The organism is Streptomyces bambusae (assembly GCF_020532645.1).
Classification (GTDB): Bacteria; Actinomycetota; Actinomycetes; order Streptomycetales; family Streptomycetaceae; genus Streptomyces; species Streptomyces bambusae.
This window is the reverse complement of sequence record NZ_JAJAUZ010000082.1, coordinates 1-17,142: the sequence shown is the minus strand read 5'-3', so window position 1 is coordinate 17,142 and position 17,142 is coordinate 1. Positions and strand designations below refer to the sequence as shown.

Annotated in this window: 13 protein-coding genes; 9 read left to right on the top strand and 4 right to left on the bottom strand. The window is 74.6% G+C overall.

The window, feature by feature from the left end; all coding sequences use genetic code 11:
- The first annotated feature begins 87 nt into the window (after positions 1-87).
- On the top strand, positions 88-624 hold the full coding sequence (locus tag LG634_RS33770; protein WP_226739693.1) for an HNH endonuclease: 537 nt from the start codon (positions 88-90) through the stop codon (positions 622-624).
- 47 nt (positions 625-671) lie between these two features.
- On the opposite strand, the gene LG634_RS33765 is transcribed toward LG634_RS33770, so the two are convergent.
- On the bottom strand, positions 672-3,728 hold the full coding sequence (locus tag LG634_RS33765) for a beta-N-acetylglucosaminidase domain-containing protein (protein ID WP_226739691.1): 3,057 nt from the start codon (positions 3,726-3,728) through the stop codon (positions 672-674).
- A gap of 225 nt (positions 3,729-3,953) precedes the next feature.
- Here LG634_RS33765 and LG634_RS33760 point away from each other — a divergent pair, with 225 nt between their 5' ends.
- From LG634_RS33760 to LG634_RS33750, 3 genes are read left to right on the top strand one after another with little or no spacing between them, the layout of a single operon-like run.
- Positions 3,954-4,169, top strand: coding sequence for a hypothetical protein (locus tag LG634_RS33760; RefSeq protein WP_226739720.1), 216 nt, complete (start codon positions 3,954-3,956; stop codon positions 4,167-4,169).
- Positions 4,170-4,211: 42 nt separating this feature from the next.
- A complete protein-coding gene (locus tag LG634_RS33755) occupies positions 4,212-6,203 on the top strand; it encodes a 4-alpha-glucanotransferase (protein ID WP_226739689.1) in 1,992 nt (663 codons plus the stop codon).
- A 20-nt stretch (positions 6,204-6,223) separates the two neighbouring features.
- Positions 6,224-6,457, top strand: a complete 234-nt coding sequence (locus tag LG634_RS33750; protein WP_226739687.1) for a hypothetical protein — start codon at positions 6,224-6,226, stop codon at positions 6,455-6,457.
- Between the two features lie 160 nt (positions 6,458-6,617).
- On the opposite strand, the gene LG634_RS33745 is transcribed toward LG634_RS33750, so the two are convergent.
- Complete coding sequence (locus tag LG634_RS33745) at positions 6,618-7,106, bottom strand: MarR family winged helix-turn-helix transcriptional regulator (RefSeq protein ID WP_226739685.1); 489 nt, start codon at positions 7,104-7,106, stop codon at positions 6,618-6,620.
- 180 nt (positions 7,107-7,286) lie between these two features.
- Here LG634_RS33745 and LG634_RS33740 point away from each other — a divergent pair, with 180 nt between their 5' ends.
- From LG634_RS33740 to LG634_RS33725, 4 genes are all read left to right on the top strand, one after another.
- The gene (locus LG634_RS33740) at positions 7,287-8,237 is read left to right on the top strand and encodes an EamA family transporter (protein WP_226739683.1); all 951 of its coding nucleotides are present in this window, start codon (positions 7,287-7,289) and stop codon (positions 8,235-8,237) included.
- A 122-nt stretch (positions 8,238-8,359) separates the two neighbouring features.
- Positions 8,360-9,289 carry a DMT family transporter gene (locus LG634_RS33735; protein ID WP_372482546.1) on the top strand — a complete coding sequence of 310 codons (930 nt, stop codon included), beginning with the start codon at positions 8,360-8,362 and terminating at the stop codon, positions 9,287-9,289.
- Between the two features lie 9 nt (positions 9,290-9,298).
- Complete coding sequence (locus LG634_RS33730; RefSeq protein ID WP_226739681.1) at positions 9,299-10,240, top strand: LysR family transcriptional regulator; 942 nt, start codon at positions 9,299-9,301, stop codon at positions 10,238-10,240.
- Between the two features lie 5 nt (positions 10,241-10,245).
- Positions 10,246-11,274, top strand: coding sequence for a DNA polymerase III subunit beta family protein (locus tag LG634_RS33725; protein WP_226739678.1), 1,029 nt, complete (start codon positions 10,246-10,248; stop codon positions 11,272-11,274).
- Positions 11,275-11,396: 122 nt separating this feature from the next.
- Here the strand turns inward: LG634_RS33725 and pepN are convergent, their stop codons facing one another.
- Together pepN and LG634_RS33715 are read right to left on the bottom strand one after the other, a co-directional pair.
- A complete protein-coding gene (gene pepN, locus LG634_RS33720) occupies positions 11,397-13,976 on the bottom strand; it encodes an aminopeptidase N (RefSeq protein WP_226739676.1) in 2,580 nt (859 codons plus the stop codon).
- Positions 13,977-14,140: 164 nt separating this feature from the next.
- Positions 14,141-15,169 (bottom strand): aspartate-semialdehyde dehydrogenase, encoded by a 1,029-nt coding sequence (locus LG634_RS33715; protein ID WP_226739674.1) that lies wholly within the window; start codon positions 15,167-15,169, stop codon positions 14,141-14,143.
- 329 nt (positions 15,170-15,498) lie between these two features.
- Between LG634_RS33715 and LG634_RS33710 the strand changes: the two genes are divergently transcribed.
- Positions 15,499-16,968: a M28 family metallopeptidase gene (locus LG634_RS33710; protein WP_226739672.1), complete on the top strand. Its 1,470-nt coding sequence runs from the start codon at positions 15,499-15,501 to the stop codon at positions 16,966-16,968.
- Positions 16,969-17,142 lie beyond the last annotated feature (174 nt).

Genomic DNA, 17,142 nt, shown 5'->3' with positions numbered 1-17,142 from the left:
GGTGGCGCTACGACCAGCGGTGAGGGGAGACTGAAAGCAGATCGTCCCGGCGCGAGCCACGCGCCGCCGGCGTACAAGGAGGCACCCGTGCCGCACGTCCTGGTCCTCAACGCGTCGTACGAGCCGCTCGGCGTCGTACCGCTCCGCCGCGCGCTCGTCCTCGTCCTGGAGAACAAGGCCATCTCCCTGGAGGAATCCGGCGCCTACCTGCACAGCGCGACCAGAGCCGTCCCCGCGCCCAGCGTGGTACGGCTCAAGCGTTTCGTGCGGGTCCCCTACCGGGGGCCCGTTCCGCTCACCCGCCGCGCCCTGTTCGCCCGCGACGGAGGCCGCTGCATGTACTGCGGCGGCGTCGCCACCAGCGTGGACCACGTCATCCCGCGCAGCCGCGGGGGCCAGCACGTCTGGGACAACGTGGTCGCGGCCTGCCGCCGCTGCAACCACGTCAAGGCCGACCGGCACCTCGTCGACCTCGGCTGGCGGCTGCACCAGCCGCCGGCCCCGCCCTCCGGACTGGCCTGGCGGATCATCGGCACGGGCCATCGGGACCCGCGCTGGATGCCGTACCTGCAACCGTACGGCGCCGAGGACGCAGTGGCCCGGATCGACGGCGTTTCCGCCTGAGACCGGGCCCTTGTCGTCCCCCGCCCCGGACCCGGGGCGGGGGAGGCCTACGGCACCACCGCGTAGGCCTCCACCGAGAACAGGCTGATCCCGTACGGCGTGGCCCGCACGTCGCCGCGCACCCGGACGAACCGCACGCCCGGCTCGTCCATCCGCACGGCCTCGCGCCCGCCGCGCGCCCCGGTCACCGTGGCCGCGGTCCGCCAGGACACGCCGTCCGCCGAGGTCTCGACCCGGTAGGCGGAGGCGTAGGCGTCCTGCCAGGTCAGCACCAGCTGCCCGAGCCTTACCGGAGTAGGAAGTTCCATCTGCCACCAGGCGCCGTCCGCGGCCGGCGAGGACCAGCGGGTCGCCGGATCGCCGTCGACCGCGGCCGCCGCCGGGAAGTCCGCCGTCTCGTCACCCGACGACAGCACCTGCGCACCGCGCGCCAGATCCGCGCCGCCCGTCTTCGGGAACGCCCGCACCGTCAGCGTCCGGGACTCCCCGCCGAACGACACCGGCACCTCGTACACCCCCGCCGGCGTGCCCTCCGGCACCGTCACCTCCACCGGTACCGACACCTGCCCGCCCCGCGGCACCGTCGCGTGCGCAGGCACCTCGACCTTGATCCCGTGCGGTGCCTTCGCCGTCAGGGCACCCTTCACCGCGCCCGGCCGCACCGCCGACAACTCGGCCGCCACCCGCTGCGGCCTTCCGCCGATCTCCGCGTCCGCCCGGCCGCCGCCGCCCAGTTCGAATCGGGCCGCGGGTTCGTCCGCGAACCACGGCACCACCCGGTGCACCGCCGGCGCGTCGCCCGCCCACAGCAGCCGCACCGCATCCGCGCGCAGCCCCGCCGCCGCGGCCTGCGTCCACCCGCTCGGCGAGGCCTCGCCCAGCCGCCGCCAGCCCTGCCCCGGCACGTGCGCCTCCAGGACCGTGCCGCGCCCGGCACCCGCCGCCGGATCCGTCATCACCGTCACGGCCTCCACCGGCCGTGCCCGGTCCAGCCGCACCGTGTACGAGCCCGGCGCCCGGGCCACCGAGGCGCCCGGCACCTTCCGGCTCGCCCCCGTCCACGCGTCCGCCTCGGACACCGCCTTCGCCAGGAACGCCCCGAGCACGCCCCGGCCGACGACCGCCGCACCGTCCGCGGCCGTCACGTCCGCCATCGCCGTCCGCAGCGCCAGCCGGGCCCGCCAGGCGGCCGCCCCGTCGCCGTGCGCCTGGGCCCGCAGCAGGTCCACGGCCAGCTCGCCGGCCGTCCCGTAGCGGGCCAGCTGGTCGACCCAGGCCCCCGCCTCACCGGTCAGGGTGCCGTCGGCCGCCGCGCCCAGCCGGGCCCGGGCCTCCCGCATCACCGTGAACGCGGCCCGCAGCCGGTCCCCGGCCAGGTCCCCGGCCTTCCGGTCGGCGCCGGCGCGCGCCTGCCAGAACTCGGCCAGCAGCGGCCGCAGATACGCCGACTCGGTCCGGTCGAGCACCGACGACGAGGTGTTCCCGGCCAGCGCGCCCAGCGCCTCCCGGGCCCGCGCGTCCCCGCCGGCCAGGTCGTCCAGCGCCGCCCGCCAGGAGGCGTCCGCCCGGTAGCTGCGCGCGTTCCACGCGAAGTCCGCCGCCGTGAACAGCGGTATCCGGGACGCCACGGCCTGCGGCATCGCATTGGCCAGCAGCGCCGCCGAGCCGTTCGCGACGGCCGGCTCCCGGCCGGTGTACGGGCCCAGGAACAGCCGGCCGTGCGCGTAGTCGTTGACCGGGTAGTTGTCCATGGTGACCAGCGGGTGCCGGAACACCTCCCGGGCCCCGGCCAGCTCCCGGCCCGTGATGGTCCGCGGCACCACGCCGATGCCCGTCCACGCCACCTGCACCCGCCGGTCCAGCGCCGCGGCGAGCGCCGTCCGGTACGGGGTGGCGCCGTCCTGGTAGTACTCGGTGGGCACCACCGACAGCGGGGCCGCCCCCGGATGCCGGCGGGCCAGATGCGCGGCCAGCTCGCCCGCGAGGTCCGCGTGCGCCCGGGCCGCGGCGGCCGGGCCCCGCCCGTACCGCTCCCGGTCCGCCCGGCAGCCCCACTCGGTGTAGCTGACGTCCTGGAACTGGAGCTGGAACGCGCCGAAGCCGAGCGCGGCCATCGCGTCCACCTTGCGCAGCAGCGCCGCCCGGTCGTCCGCCGACGACAGGCACATCGTCTGCCCCGGCGCCACCGCCCAGGCCGGCGTCACGTGCACGGCCCGGGCCCGCTGCGCGAACGCCCGGAACTCCGCCTGCTGCGCCTGCGGGTACGCCTCGCGCCACCGCGAGGTCCGGAACGGGTCGTCACCGGGGGCGTACAGGTAGCGGTTCTGCTTGGTGCGGGCCATGAAGTCCAGGTGCGCCAGCCGCTGCCCGTGGCTCCACGGCTGCCCGTAGAACCCCTCCGCGGTGCCCCGCACGGCCGCCGACGGCCAGTCGCGCACCAGCACCGCGGGCACCTGTGGCCCGCGGACCAGCTGCCGCAGCGTCTGGGCGGCGTGGAACAGACCGTCCGTGCCGGTGCCCGCCAGGGCGACGGTGTCCCGGCCCCCGTGCCGGCCGACCGCGAGCCGGTAGCCGCCCGCGGGCAGGTCCCCGGCCTCCGCGGCGCCGAGCGCCCGCAGCGCCGCCTCGGCGTCCGGGCCCTGGGCCCGCACCACCACGGCACCCGCCGGTGGCGGTGCCGACGCCGGCCACTCCCGCAGCGTCGTCACGCCGGCCTCCCGCAGCACCCCGCGCAGCACGTCGAGGGCGTACGGATCGGTCCCGGCCGGCGCCACCAGCACCGCCTCGGTGCCCAGGCGCACGGGCGCCCCGCGGACGTCGAGGGACTGCGGGCGGGGCCACACCACGGGCGCGGCCGCGATCTCGGCGGTACCGGCGGGAGGCGGCCCGGCGGAGTCCTGTCCGACGGGACGCTGCGCGGGGACCGGGGCCCGTCCGCCGGGCCCGGCCCCGGGCTTCCCGTCAGGATCGGGCGTACGGCCCGCCGTCGGGGCCGGTGACGGTGCCGCCAGGACGCCGGGTGCGGTGGTGAGGCCGCCGGCGAGGAGGCCGCCGATCACGGCGACCGCCGTCGCGGTGGTCCGCTTCCTGCCCCTGAACTGCACGAAGCCTCCTCGGCCGAGTGATCCCCCGCTCGTTCGAATCAGCCCGAGCTGACCACCCGTACGGCTGAAGTGTCAATGCGTGGGGCCGTTGTGACCGCTATGCCCCGAGTTTCCGGCCACTCTAAGAATGCTCAAGGGCCGTTGGGGTAGTCCTGCGATGCCCGAAACCTCCATCGGGGCGGCCCTTTCGCCCCGTCCGCCCCGCCCGCGCAAAGGAGCAACACCGTGGCCCTCGCCCAGTGTTCCGTCCGGCACTCCGCCTCGGGAGTGCCGCCCATACCCGCCCCGGCCGCCGGTCCGGCCGTCCTGCTGCTGCGCCAGGCGCGGCTCTCCAGCGAGCCCCCGATCGCCGGCGCCCCGCTGATCAGCGAGCCCCCGCTCGGCGATCAGCCCCCGCTCACCAGCGAACCCGCCTTCCTGGGCGGCCCGTACGGACACTGACGTCCCCCACACCGACGTCCCCCACACAGCCAAGAGGTGCCGATGACCCTGGCCCGGCTCGCCGCGATGCACGGGGTGGCCACCTCGTACGCGCCCTCGCAGGACCGCACGGTCCAGGTCCCCGACCGGACCGTGCGCGCCGTCCTCGCCGCCCTCGGGGTCGACACCTCGACGCCGGCGGCGCTGGCGGCGGCCCTCGCCGCCGCCGAGGCGCCCCGGCTGCTCCCGCCCACCCTCGTCCACTGGGCCGGGGAACCCGCCCCCGCGGCCCTCGGCCTGCTGCCGCCCGGCACGACCCTGCGGGTCCGGCTGGAAACCGGCGGCGAGACGGACTGGGACACCGGCCTGCCGCGCGGCGTCCACCGGCTGACGGCCCGCACCCCCGACGGGCACGAGGCCGAGACCCTCCTCGTCGCGGCCCCCGACCGGGCCCCCGAACCGCCCGCCCGCGCGCACGGGTTCCTCGTCCAGCTGTACTCCCTGCTCACCGACCGCTCCTGGGGCATGGGCGACCTCGGCGACCTCGCCGACCTCGCCGGCTGGGCCGCCGCCGAACACGGCGCCGGCTTCGTCCAGGTCAACCCGCTGCACGCGGCCGTACCCGGCAACCCCACCGACCCGTCCCCGTACCGGCCCTCCTCGCGCCGCTTCCCCGACCCCGTCCACCTGCGCATCGAGGACCTCCCCGAACACGCCGACTGCGCCCACCAGGACACCCTGGCCCGGCTGGCAGCCGCCGGCGGTGCCCTGCGCCGCGCAGTGCTGGAAAAGGGCGCGCTCATCGACCGGGACGCCGTCTGGGCCCTCAAGCGGGCCGCCCTCGAACTGCTCCACGCCGTCCCCCGCACCCCCGAACGCGAGCGCGCCTACGCCGAGTTCACCGCCCGGCACGGCGACGCCCTCGACGCGCACGCCGCCTGGTGCGCCCGCAGCGCCGGCGACGGGCCGCAGGGCCGCGAATTCCACCGCTGGCTCGTGTGGCTGACCCACACCCAGCTCGCCGCCGCCCAGCAGGCCGCCCGCCGGGCCGGCATGGCCCTCGGTCTCGTCCACGACCTCGCCGTCGGCGTGCACCCGGACGGCGCCGACGTCCGGGCTGCCCCCGGCGCCTACGCCACCGGCATGTCGGTCGGCGCACCCCCGGACGCCTTCAACGCCCGAGGCCAGGACTGGGGCCTGCCGCCCTGGCGCCCCGACGCCCTCGCCGCCTCCGAATACGCCCCCTACCGGGCCCTGCTGCGCGGCCTGCTGGAGCACGCCGGGGCGCTGCGCATCGACCACGTGATGGGGCTGTTCCGGCTGTGGTGGGTCCCGCAGGGCGCCCCGCCGACCGAGGGCACGTACGTCGGGTACGACGCTGAGGCGATGCTCGCGATCCTCGTCCTGGAGGCCGACCGGGCCGGCGCGGTGGTCATCGGCGAGGACCTCGGCACCGTCGAACCCGGTGTGCGCGAGGCACTGGACCGGCGCGGGGTGCTTGGCACCTCGGTGCTGTGGTTCGAACGGGACTGGGACGGCGACGGCCGGCCGCTGCCCGCCCCGCACTGGCGGGCCGGCTGCCTGGCCACCGTCACCACCCACGACCTGCCGCCCACCGCCGCCCGGCTGACCGGCGAGCACGTCGAACTCCGGGACCGGCTCGGCCTGCTGGGCGGCCCGGCCGAGCAGGAGCGGGCCGCCGCCGCGGCCGACACCGCCGAATGGCTGGAACTGCTGGCCGGCCAGGGGTTCGACGTACGGGACGAGGAGTCCGCTGTGCAGGCGCTGTACGGCTTCCTGCTGCGCACCCCGGCCCGGCTGGTGGGGATCTGGCTGCCCGACGCGGTGGGGGACCGCCGCCCGCAGAACCTCCCCGGCACCTGGGACCAGTACCCGAACTGGCGGCTGCCGGTGGCGGACGCCTCCGGGCAGCCGGTCACCCTCGCCGCACTGGCCGCCTCGGAACGGCTGAAGTCGCTGATGGCGGCGGTCCGGGCGGGCGCCGCAGCGGGCCCCGACCCCCGTACGGCACCCCCGGGCGCGCGGTCCGATTAGGTGTTCGCTACGTTTGCACCGTGGACAAGAAGAACGCCCTGCGCGCCGGCGCCGTCACGGCCGGATCGACGCTGATGATGCTGCTGATGACGTCTCCCGCCCTCGCGCTGACGCGCGACGACGGCGACGACCCGGGCCCGGGCCTGAGCGTGGCCGAGACGCTCGGCCTGTACGTGGCCGCGCCCATCGTGCTGTTCCTGGTCATCACGGGTCTCGTGATGGTCGGCGACAAGTCGCGCAAGACGGCGAAGTAACAGCCGGCTGACTTCCGGCGGGGCGCCGGGGGGCCTCAGGGACCCCCGGCGCCCTTCCGTGTGCCCGAAAGCGGCCTGGAAGGCCGGAGCGGCCTGACGGGGCCGCCTGCGGCGACGCCCCCGTGCCGCCCCGGCACCGCCCCCGCCCGACCTGCTGCCGTCAGACCGCCGCCAGCAGCTTGCGGAGCAGCCCGGTGAGCTGCTCCGCCTCCTCGCCGCTGAGTGCCTCCAAGGCCTTCCTCTGCACGTCCAGCCCGGCGGCGACGGCCTCTTCGACGACCTCGAACCCGCGCTCGGTCAGGGAGACCTGGAGCGCCCGCCGGTCGTGCGGATCCGGGGCCCGGCCCAGCAGCCCGGCCTTCTCCAGCTTGTCCAGCCGGCCCGTCATCCCGCCGGTGGTCAGCATCAGCGTCGCCGACAGCTGCCGCGGCGAGAGCGTGTACGGCTCACCCGAGCGGCGCAGGGTCGCGATGACGTCGAACTCGCCGCGGGAGAGCCCGTACGGCGCGTAGGCCCGCTCCTGGGCTTCCCCCATGGCCCGGGCGATCCGGTAGATCCGGCCGAAGACCCCCATCGGGGTGACGTCCAGGCCCGGCCGGACGGTGTTCCACTGCTCGGCGATCGCATCCACCGCATCCCGCTCACTCATGCCCCGCAGTATCGGGCGCCCGGGCATCCGGGAGCAAGCAAGCAACTCGCGAGAAAGCATCTTCCTGAAAAGTATCTTGCAAAAAAGTAGCTTAGGGCTAAGCTACTTTCCATCGAGCTATCCAAGGCTCGTCGGCCGGGCGCCGTCCCCGCCGCCCGCACGTCCGGAGGAGCAGCCGCCGTGAACCGCTCGGCCGTCGTGGCCCTGACCGCACTCGCCCCCGTCTCCTGGGGCTCGACGTACGCGGTGACCACCGAATTCCTGCCTGCCGACCGCCCCCTGTTCACCGCCTTGATGCGGGCGCTGCCCGCCGGGCTGCTGATCCTCGCCCTCGCCCGGACCCTGCCGCGCGGCGCCTGGTGGTGGAAGTCCGCGGTCCTCGGCGCCCTCAACATCGGAGCGTTCTTCCCGCTGCTGTTCCTCGCCGCCTACCGGCTGCCCGGCGGTGTCGCCGCCGTCCTCGGCGCCTTCGGGCCGCTGGTCGTCATCGGCCTGTCGACCGTGGTGCTGGGCGAACGGGCCACCACCCGGGCGGTGCTCGCCGCCCTCGCCGGCGCCCTCGGCGTCAGCCTCGTCGTCCTCAAGGCGGGCGCGGCACTCGACACGGCGGGGCTGCTCGCCGGAGTCGCCTCCTCCGCCTCCATGGCCGCCGGAACCGTCCTGACCAAGCGCTGGGGCCGTCCCGAGGGCGCCGGACCGCTGGCCCTCACCGGCTGGCAGCTCACCGCCGGCGGCCTGCTGATCCTGCCCGTCGCCGCCCTGGTCGAGGGCGCGCCGCCGGCCCTCGACGGCGGGGCCCTCCTCGGCTACGGCTACCTCGCCGTGGTCAACACGGCCGTCGCCTACTGGCTCTGGTTCCGCGGCATCGGCCGGATCGGCGCCACCTCCGCCACCCTGCTCGGCCCGCTGTCCCCGCTCACCGCGGCCGTCGTCGGCTGGGCCGCCCTCGGGCAGGCGCTGACCCCCGTCCAGCTCGCCGGCATGGCCATCGCCTTCACCGCCAGTGTGGTCGGCCAGCTGCCGGCGCGGCGGCCCGGGCGCGCCGCCACCCCCGTCGTCACCAGATCGTTCAGTTCTGCTGAACAGAACGATCGAAAGGTTTCGATGGACCTGAGCAGTCGGTCGGTGTGACGGTAGGTCCACGAACAGAGACCGCACCCGAGGGGGAGACCGAAGTGGCCGTCACGGACCGCGTCCGCACCGAAGACCGGGGAGTCCAGGGTGTCCGGGGATTCCGGGGAGTCCAGGGTGTCCTGGGATTCCGGGGAGTCCGGGAGACCCCGCACGCCCCGGCGCCGCGCCCGCAGCCGCCGCGGAAGACCGCCGCCGGGACCGGCCTGCTGCTCGCGCTGCTGGCCACCGTGGTCTGGTCCGGCAGCTTCGTCGCCACCCGCGGCATGGCCGACACCGTCCCGCCCGTACAGGCCGTCTTCTGGCGGTGGGTCATCGCCCTGCTCGCCGTCGCCCCGCTCGCCCTCCGCCCCGCCTGGCGGCAGCGCGCCCTGATCCGCCGCCACCTCGGCTACGTCGTCCTGGCCTCCTTCTTCGGCGTGGCCCTCTACAACACCCTGGTCCACCAGGCCGGACTGACCACCTCCGCCGCCAACATGGGCATGATCATGGCCGCCGCGCCCGTCCTCATGGCGGTCTTCGCCCGGCTCGGCGGCGAACGCCTCGGCGCCGTCCGCACGTTCGGCCTCGCCCTCGCCGTCCTCGGGGTGCTGCTGCTCGTCGGCGACGGCTCCCCGCTGCCCGACTTCGCCGCCGGCGACCTGTGGATGTTCGGCGCCGCCCTCTCCTTCGCCTCGTACAGCGCCCTCCTCAAGCGCAAGCCCGCCGAACTCGGCGGCCTGGTCTTCCTCTTCGCCACCTTCGTCTGCGGCGCGCTGATGCTGGCCCCCGCGTACGCGGTCTCCGTCGCCGTCCAGGGCGGCTTCGCCGTCACCCCCGGCACCGCCGGCCCGCTCCTCTACGTAGGCGTGTTCTCCTCCGCCGTCGCCTTCTTCGCCTGGAACCGGGCGATCTCCCTGATCGGGGCCGCCCGCGCCGGCGCCGTCTACTACCTCCAGCCCGTCTGCTCCGCCCTCCTCGCCCTCCTCCTGCTCGGCGAACGCACCGGCCCCGCCCAGCTGCTGTGCATGGCCCTGATCCTCGGCGGAGTGGCCCTCGGGTCCCGCCGGTAGGTTCGCCCCATGACGGGGACGACCGACTGGGACATCAAGAAACTGCGGATCCTGCGGACGCTGGCCGACCGGGGCACCGTGACCGCGACGGCCGAGGCGCTGCACCTGACGCCCTCGGCCGTCTCGCAGCAGCTCACGAACCTGTCCCGGCAGCTCGGCGTCCCGCTCCTGGAGGCCCAGGGCCGCCGGGTACGCCTCACGGGCGCCGCCCACCTGGTGCTCCGGCACGCCGAGGCCGTGTTCGCCCGGCTGGAACGTGCCGACGCGGAACTGGCCGGCTACCGGGCGGGCGAGGCCGGGGAGGTCCGGGTCGGCGCCTTCTCCACCGCCGTGCCCGCCCTCGTGGTCCCCGCCGTGGCCGCCCTCCGCCGCACCCACCCCGGCGTCGAGGTACGCGTACGGGAGACCGAGGCGGCCGAATCGTACGAGCTGCTGTCCGCGGGGGCGGTCGACCTCGCCGTGTCGCTGGCCGCGCACGCCCCCACCGCCCGCGACCCCCGCTTCACCCGGATCCCGCTGCTCGCCGACCCGCTGGACGTGGCCCTCCCGCCGGACCACCCGCTCGCCGCCGCCCCCGGCCTGCGGCTGGCGGACCTCTCCGCGGAGCCGTGGATCTACGGCGGCTCCGGGCCCTGGTCGGAGATCACCCGGACCGCCTGCGAAGCGGCCGGCTTCGTGCCGGAGCAGGCCCACTCGGCCGCCGGCTGGACCGCGATCCTCGCCCTCGTCGAAGCGGGCATGGGCGTCGCGCTGATCCCGCGGATGGCGGCGGTGCGCGCCGCCGGCGTCGCCGTCCGGCCGCTGCCGCACGACCGGCCGACCCGCCACGTCGTCGCGGCCACCCGGCGCGGCGCGGACGCGGCACCCGCGGTCGCCCGGGTCCTCGACGCCCTCCGCACGGCCGCCGCCGGTCCGGGCTTGACCCTCGACCAGGTGCAGGGCCGAGGGTGACGGGCGTGGAGAACACGATGCGCACCATCGGCGAGACGGCCCGCGACAGCGGCCTGGGGGTGAGCGCCCTCCGGTTCTACGACCGGGCCGGCGTGCTGGTCCCGGCCCGGGTGGATCCCGCCACCGGCTACCGCTGGTACGAGCCCGGGCAGGTGGACGAGGCCCGGCTGCTTTCCCGGCTGCGCCGGACCGGCATGCCCCTCGCGGACGTCCGGCTCGTGCTGGCCGGCTGGTCCGGGCCCGACACCGGGCTCGTACGGCAGCTGCTGGACGCCCATCTGCGGCGGCTCGAACGCGGGCTGGCCGAGGCGCGCGGCGAGTTCTCCACGGTCCGCGCACTACTCGACCGCAAGGAGAACCCCATGACTTCGACCCGTACCGCTCACGCCGAGGCTGCCGTCCCGGCCGACGCCCTGGCCGCGGCCCTCGACGCGGTCCGCTTCGCGGTGGGCACCGACCCCGAACTGCCCGCGCTCGCAGGCGTCCTGTTCGACCTGGAGGGAGAGACGCTGCACGTCGTGGCCACCGACCGGTACCGGATGGCGGTCGCGCAGGCGGGTGCGGCGGGGTACGACGGGCCCCGCCTGCAGATCGTCGTACCGGCTCCGCTGGCCGATGCGATGCGGGCCCTGCTGGCCGGCGGTACGACGGCCCGGCTCGGCGTGGACGGGGACCGGGTCTCGCTGGAGGCGGGTGACCGGCAGACCGGGGGCCTCTGCCCCGGGCACGACTTTCCCGACTACCGCCGGCTGGTCGCGCTGCCGGCGGGGCGGTGCGGGGTGCTGGACGCGGCGGCGGTGGGGACGGGTGACGAGCCGTGCGCCCTGACGGTCGTCGACGGGGTCGTCACCCTCGGCGGCTCCGACCCCGACCGGGTGACCGTCAACCGCTCCTACCTCCTGGACGCGGCCTCCGCCCTGTCCTCGGACCGCCTCCTCCTGGAGCTGGGCGCCCCCACGGCCCCGGTCGTCATCCGCCGCCGGGACGCGGCCACGCCGTACTCCCTGCTCATGCCGATCCGCCAGGACGCCTGAGCCACGCCCCGACGGGATGAAAACGCCCCGCAGCATCCAGCCGAGTGCTGGATGCTGCGGGGCGAAATCAAGCCCGTCGGCGATTGAGGCGCGGGGACTCGGGGGCGGAGCCCCCGAGACGGCTAGGCCGCCGCGTCCGCCGCCTGCGCGCGGAGCGCCCGCTCGATGCCCGCGCGGGACTCCGAGACGAGGCGGCGAAGAGCCGCGTTGGGCGACGCCGCAGCCAGCCACGCATCCGTCGCGTCCAGCGTCGCCTGCGACACCTGGAGCGACGGGTACAGCCCGACCGCGATCTGCTGCGCGATCTCGTGGCTGCGGGTGTCCCAGACCCCCTTCACCGCGTCGAAGTACTTCGACGCGTACGGCGCCAGCAGCTCCCGCTGGTCCGTCTGCACGAAGCCCCCGATCACCGCCTCCTGCACCGCGTTCGGCAGCCCGTCCGACTCCACGACCGACGCCCACGCCGCGGCCTTCGCCTCGGCCGTCGGACGCGCCGCCCGCGCGGTCGCCGCGTGCCGCTCGCCCGCCGCGGTCTTGTCCCGCTCCAGCTCGGCGGCGATCTCCGCCTCGTCGGCCCGGCCGGTCGCCGCCAGCCGCTCCAGGAACGCCCAGCGCAGCTCGGTGTCCACGACCAGGCCCTCGACGGTCTCGGAACCGTCGAGCAGTGCCGCCAGCAGGTCCAGCTGCTCGGCCGTGCGCGCGGTCGTGGCGAACGCCCGCGCCCACGCCAGCTGGTGGTCGCTGCCCGGCTCGGCCGCCCGCAGGTGCTCCAGCGTGGCCTCCGTCCACCGGGCCAGCCCGGTCTCGCGCCACGCCGGGTCGCCGTACACGTCGACGGCCAGCTTCACCTGGCGGTGCAGCGACTGCACCACGCCGATGTCCGACTCCTTGCCGATGCCCGACAGCACCAGCGACAGGTAGTCGCGGGTCGCCAGCTCGCCGTCCCGCGTCATGTCCCACGCCGAGGCCCAGCACAGCGCCCGCGGCAGAGACTCCGCGAAGTCGCCCAGGTGCGCGGTGACCTTGGCGAGCGAGTGCTCGTCGAGACGGACCTTCGCGTACGACAGGTCGTCGTCGTTGAGCAGCACCACGTCCGGCCGGCGCAGCCCCGCCAGCTCCGGCACGTCGGTCAGCTCGTCGGCCGCGATGTCCAGCTCCACGCGGTGCTCGCGCACCAGCTTGCCGGCGCCGTCCAGCGAGTAGAAGCCGATCGCGATCCGGTGCGGGCGCAGCACGGGCTCGCCCTGCGCGCCCGCCGGCAGCGCCGGGGCCTCCTGGCGGACCTGGAAGGACGTGATGTTCCCGGCCCCGTCCACCGCGATCTCCGGCCGCAGCACGTTGATGCCGGCCGTCTCCAGCCACGCCTTCGACCAGGCGGTCAGGTCACGGCCGGAGGTCTCCTCCAGCGCGCCCAGCAGGTCCGACAGCCGGGTGTTGCCGAAGGCGTGCGCCTTGAAGTACGCCTGGACGCCCTTGAAGAACTCGTCCTGGCCGACGTACGCCACGAGCTGCTTGAGCACCGAGGCGCCCTTCGCGTACGTGATGCCGTCGAAGTTGACGAGGACGTCGTCCAGGTCGCGGATGTCCGCCATGATCGGGTGCGTGGACGGCAGCTGGTCCTGCCGGTACGCCCACGTCTTCATGGAGTTCGCGAACGTCGTCCACGCGTGCGGCCACTGCGAGCCCGGCGCGTACGCCTGGCAGGCGATCGAGGTGTAGGTGGCGAACGACTCGTTCAGCCACAGGTCGTTCCACCACTCCATGGTGACCAGGTCGCCGAACCACATGTGGGCCAGCTCGTGGAGGATGGTCTCCGCGCGCACCTCGTACGCCGCGTCCGTCACCTTGGAGCGGAAGACGTACTGGTCGCGGATGGTCACCGCGCCCGCGTTCTCCATCGCGCCCGCGTTGAACTCCGGCACGAACAGCTGGTCGTACTTCGCGAACGGGTAGTCGTAGGCGAACTTCTCCTGGAACCACTCGAAGCCCTGCCGGGTCACGTCGAAGATCGCGTCGGCGTCGAGGAACTCCGCCAGCGAGGGACGGCAGTAGATGCCGAGCGGGACGGTCTGCCCGTCCTTCTCGTACGAGCTGTGCACCGAGTGGTACGGGCCCACGATCAGCGCGGTGATGTACGTCGAGATGCGCGGGGTCGGCTCGAAGACCCAGACGTCGTCCTTGACGTCCGCGGCCTCCGGCGTCGGCGAGTTCGAGATGACCGTCCAGCCCGCGGGGGCCTTCACGGTGAACTGGAACGTGGCCTTCAGGTCGGGCTGCTCGAAGGACGCGAACACCCGGCGGGCGTCCGGCACCTCGAACTGGGTGTACAGGTAGGCCTGCTCGTCCACCGGGTCGACGAACCGGTGCAGACCCTCGCCGGTGTTGGTGTACGCGCAGTCCGCGACGACCTTCAGCTCGTTGGCGCCGGCCGCCAGGTGCTTCAGCGCGATCCGGGAGTCGCGGAAGACCGCCGCCACGTCCAGCGAACGGCCGTTGAGCACGACCTCGTGGACGGCGGGCGCGACCAGGTCGATGAAGGTCTCCGCGCCGTCCTCCGCGGAGTCGAAGCGCACCGTGGTCACGGACCGGTAGGTGCCCCCCTCCTGGGCCCCGCTCAGATCGAGGTCGATCTCGTACGAGTCGACGGTGAGCAGCTGTGCGCGCTGCTGGGCCTCTTCACGGGTCAGATTCGTGCCGGGCACGCGTTCATCTCCTTCGATGGTGACGTTGCCCGCCCATCCTTCCACGCCGGGACAGGCCCCCGCCTGCGGTAATCGCCCAGGGCAGAACCGCACCCGGCCGCCCCCGGCACGCCGAAGGGGCGGTACCGGAAACCGGTACCGCCCCTTCCGCAGGTCCGGGCGGGTCAGCCGCGCAGCTCGTCCGCGACCAGCTCCGCGATCTGCACCGCGTTCAGGGCCGCGCCCTTGCGCAGGTTGTCGTTCGACAGGAACAGCGCGAGACCGTGCTCGGCCGTCTCGTCCACGCGGATGCGGCCCACGAAGGACGCGTCCTTGCCGGCCGCCTGGAGCGGGGTCGGGATCTCGGAGAGCTCCACGCCCGGCGCGTCCTTCAGCAGCTCGTACGCGCGCTCCACGCTGATCGGGCGCGCGAAGCGGGCGTTGACCTGGAGCGAGTGGCCGGAGAAGACCGGGACGCGGACGCAGGTGCCGGAGACCTTCAGGTCCGGGATCTCCAGGATCTTGCGGGACTCGTTGCGGAGCTTCTGCTCCTCGTCGGTCTCGAAGGAGCCGTCGTCCACGATCGCGCCGGCCAGGGGCAGCACGTTGAAGGCGATCGGGCGCTTGTAGACGCCCGGCTCCGGGTACGCGACGGCCTCGCCGTCGTGGGTCAGCGCGGTGGCCTCGGCGGCCACGGCCTTCACCTGGCCGTCGAGCTCGGCCACACCGGCCACGCCGGAGCCGGACACGGCCTGGTAGGTGGTGGCGACCAGCGCGGTCAGGCCGGCCTCGTCGTGGAGGGGGCGCAGCACCGGCATCGCGGCCATCGTGGTGCAGTTCGGGTTCGCGATGATGCCCTTGGGGCGGTTCTTGATCGCGTGCGGGTTGACCTCGGAGACGACCAGCGGGACCTCGGGGTCCTTGCGCCAGGCGGAGGAGTTGTCGATCACGACGGCGCCCTGGGCGGCGACCTTCTCGGCGAGGGCCTTGGAGGTGGCGCCGCCGGCGGAGAACAGCACGATGTCGAGGCCGGAGTAGTCGGCGGTGGCCGCGTCCTCGATCGTGATCTCGCGGCCTTCCCACTCCAGCGTGGAGCCGGCCGACCGGGCCGAGGCGAACAGGCGCAGCTCGTCCACCGGGAACTTGCGCTCGGCGAGGATGCGGCGCATGACGCCGCCGACCTGTCCGGTGGCTCCGACGATTCCGACCCTCACGGTGACTCCTTCTGGTACGTACAGCTCGGGGGCAAGCCTGCTCCATCATGCGTGCGACCCCGGGCCGGTTGTCCAATCCATTGTCCGAAGGGCGGGACGGGCCGGCCGGGGGCTGCGGTTGCGGCGCGGCCTGTGGCGGAGCTCACTGGAAAGCAGCCCGATGCTTCCCCTGCGGCCTCCCCGTGTGGTGGGAAATGACAAGTATGTGGCGACTGTGTTTCCAGGGCCCCGGAGGGCCGTTTTCCCCTGTTCGAGGCGGCTACGGTCCGTTCTGTCGTGACCGGTATCCGGACACGCATTCCGCAGAACGAACTCGGGGAGAGACCACCGTGCGCGCCCACCGCCACCGCAACCGGACCATCGCGGCCCTCGTGACCGCCGCCGTCGCCACACCGCTCCTGATCGCCGCCACCCCGGCGGTCGCCCTCCAGCCGCAGGACAAGCTGGCCCGGACCCTCGTCAAGGAGTCCTCCGGCAAGAGCGCCTACCGGCATCTGGTGAAGTTCCAGCAGATAGCCGACGCCCACGGCGGCAACCGGGCCGCCGGCACCCCCGGCTACGACGCCTCCGCCGCCTACGTGCGCGCCCAGCTGAAGAAGGCCGGCTACCGGGTCTCGTACCAGGAGTTCGACGTCTTCCAGGCCGAGACCCGCACCGAGAAGGTGTCGGTGCTGTCCCCGAAGGCCCGGGAGCTGGCCACGGCCGCCTTCACCTTCACCCCGTCCACGCCGAAGGCCGGGCTGACCGCCCCGATCGCCCTCGCCCGCGTCGACGAGACCCCCGGCTGCGAGGCCGCCGACTACCCGGCCGGCGCCTTCAAGGGAAAGATCGCGCTGGTCAAGCGGGGTGCGTGCACCTTCGCCGAGAAGCAGCAGGCCGCCGCCGCGGCCGGTGCGGCCGGACTGATCGTCTACAACCACAGCGGCACCACCCCGGTCCGCGGCTCGTACGGCAGCCCCGAGCAGGGCCTGATCCCGAGCGCCGGCCTGACCCTCGCCGACGGCGAGGCGCTGGCCGCCGAGGCCGCCAAGGGCACCGTCAAGGTCAGGCTTGACCTCGACCAGGCGCACATCCGGCACAAGACCCGCAACGTGATCGCGGAGACCCGCGGCGGCCGGGCCGACCGGGTCGTCGCCGTCGGCAGCCACCTCGACTCGGTGCCCGAGGGCCCGGGCATCAACGACAACGCCTCCGGCTCGGCCGGCCTGCTGGAGGTCGCCCTCAAGCTGGCCGAGCAGACTCGCAAGACCGGCAAGCAGCCCGTCAACAAGGTCCGCTTCGCCTGGTGGTCCGGCGAGGAGCTGGGCCTCCTCGGCTCCGACCACTACGTGTCCCGGCTGAGCGCGCAGCAGAAGAAGGACATCGCGCTCTACCTGAACTTCGACATGATCGCCTCGCCGAACCCGGCCCAGTTCGTCTACGACGGCGACGACTCGGACAAGACCGGCGAGGGCGCCGGACCGGCCGGCTCCGCCCAGATCGAGCGCCTGATCAACGGCTTCCTCGACAAGCAGCGCAAGCCGCACGAGGGCACCGACTTCGACGGCCGTTCCGACTACGGCCCGTTCATCGCGAACGGCATCCCGGCCGGCGGCACCTTCACCGGCGCCGAGGGCATCAAGTCCCCGGCGCAGGCGGCCCGTTACGGCGGCACCGCGGGCAAGCCGTACGACCCGAACTACCACGGCGCCGGCGACGACCTGAAGAACGTCGACCTCAAGGTCTTCGACACCAACGTGGACGTCATCGCCCACGCGGTCGGCACGTACGCCCAGGACCTCCGCTCGCTGAAGCGGTAGTCCGCAGGGGGGAAGAACGGGGGGACCGGGGAAACCAGAGGAGGGGGGGGGGGGGGGGGGTGGCCCCCCCCCCCCCCCCCCCCCCCCCACCCCCCCCCCCCCCCCCCGCGCCCCCCCCCCCCCCCCCCCCCCCCCCCCCCCCCCCCCCCCCCCCCCCCCCCCCCCCCCCCCCCC

Bases quoted from the DNA above. Each gene is read 5' to 3' on its own strand.
- LG634_RS33745 (WP_226739685.1), bottom strand. From the start codon at position 7,106: ATGAGTGAGCGGGATGCGGTGGATGCGATCGCCGAGCAGTGGAACACC.
- LG634_RS33755 (WP_226739689.1), top strand. From the start codon at position 4,212: ATGACCCTGGCCCGGCTCGCCGCGATGCACGGGGTGGCCACCTCGTAC.
- LG634_RS33730 (WP_226739681.1), top strand. From the start codon at position 9,299: ATGACGGGGACGACCGACTGGGACATCAAGAAACTGCGGATCCTGCGG.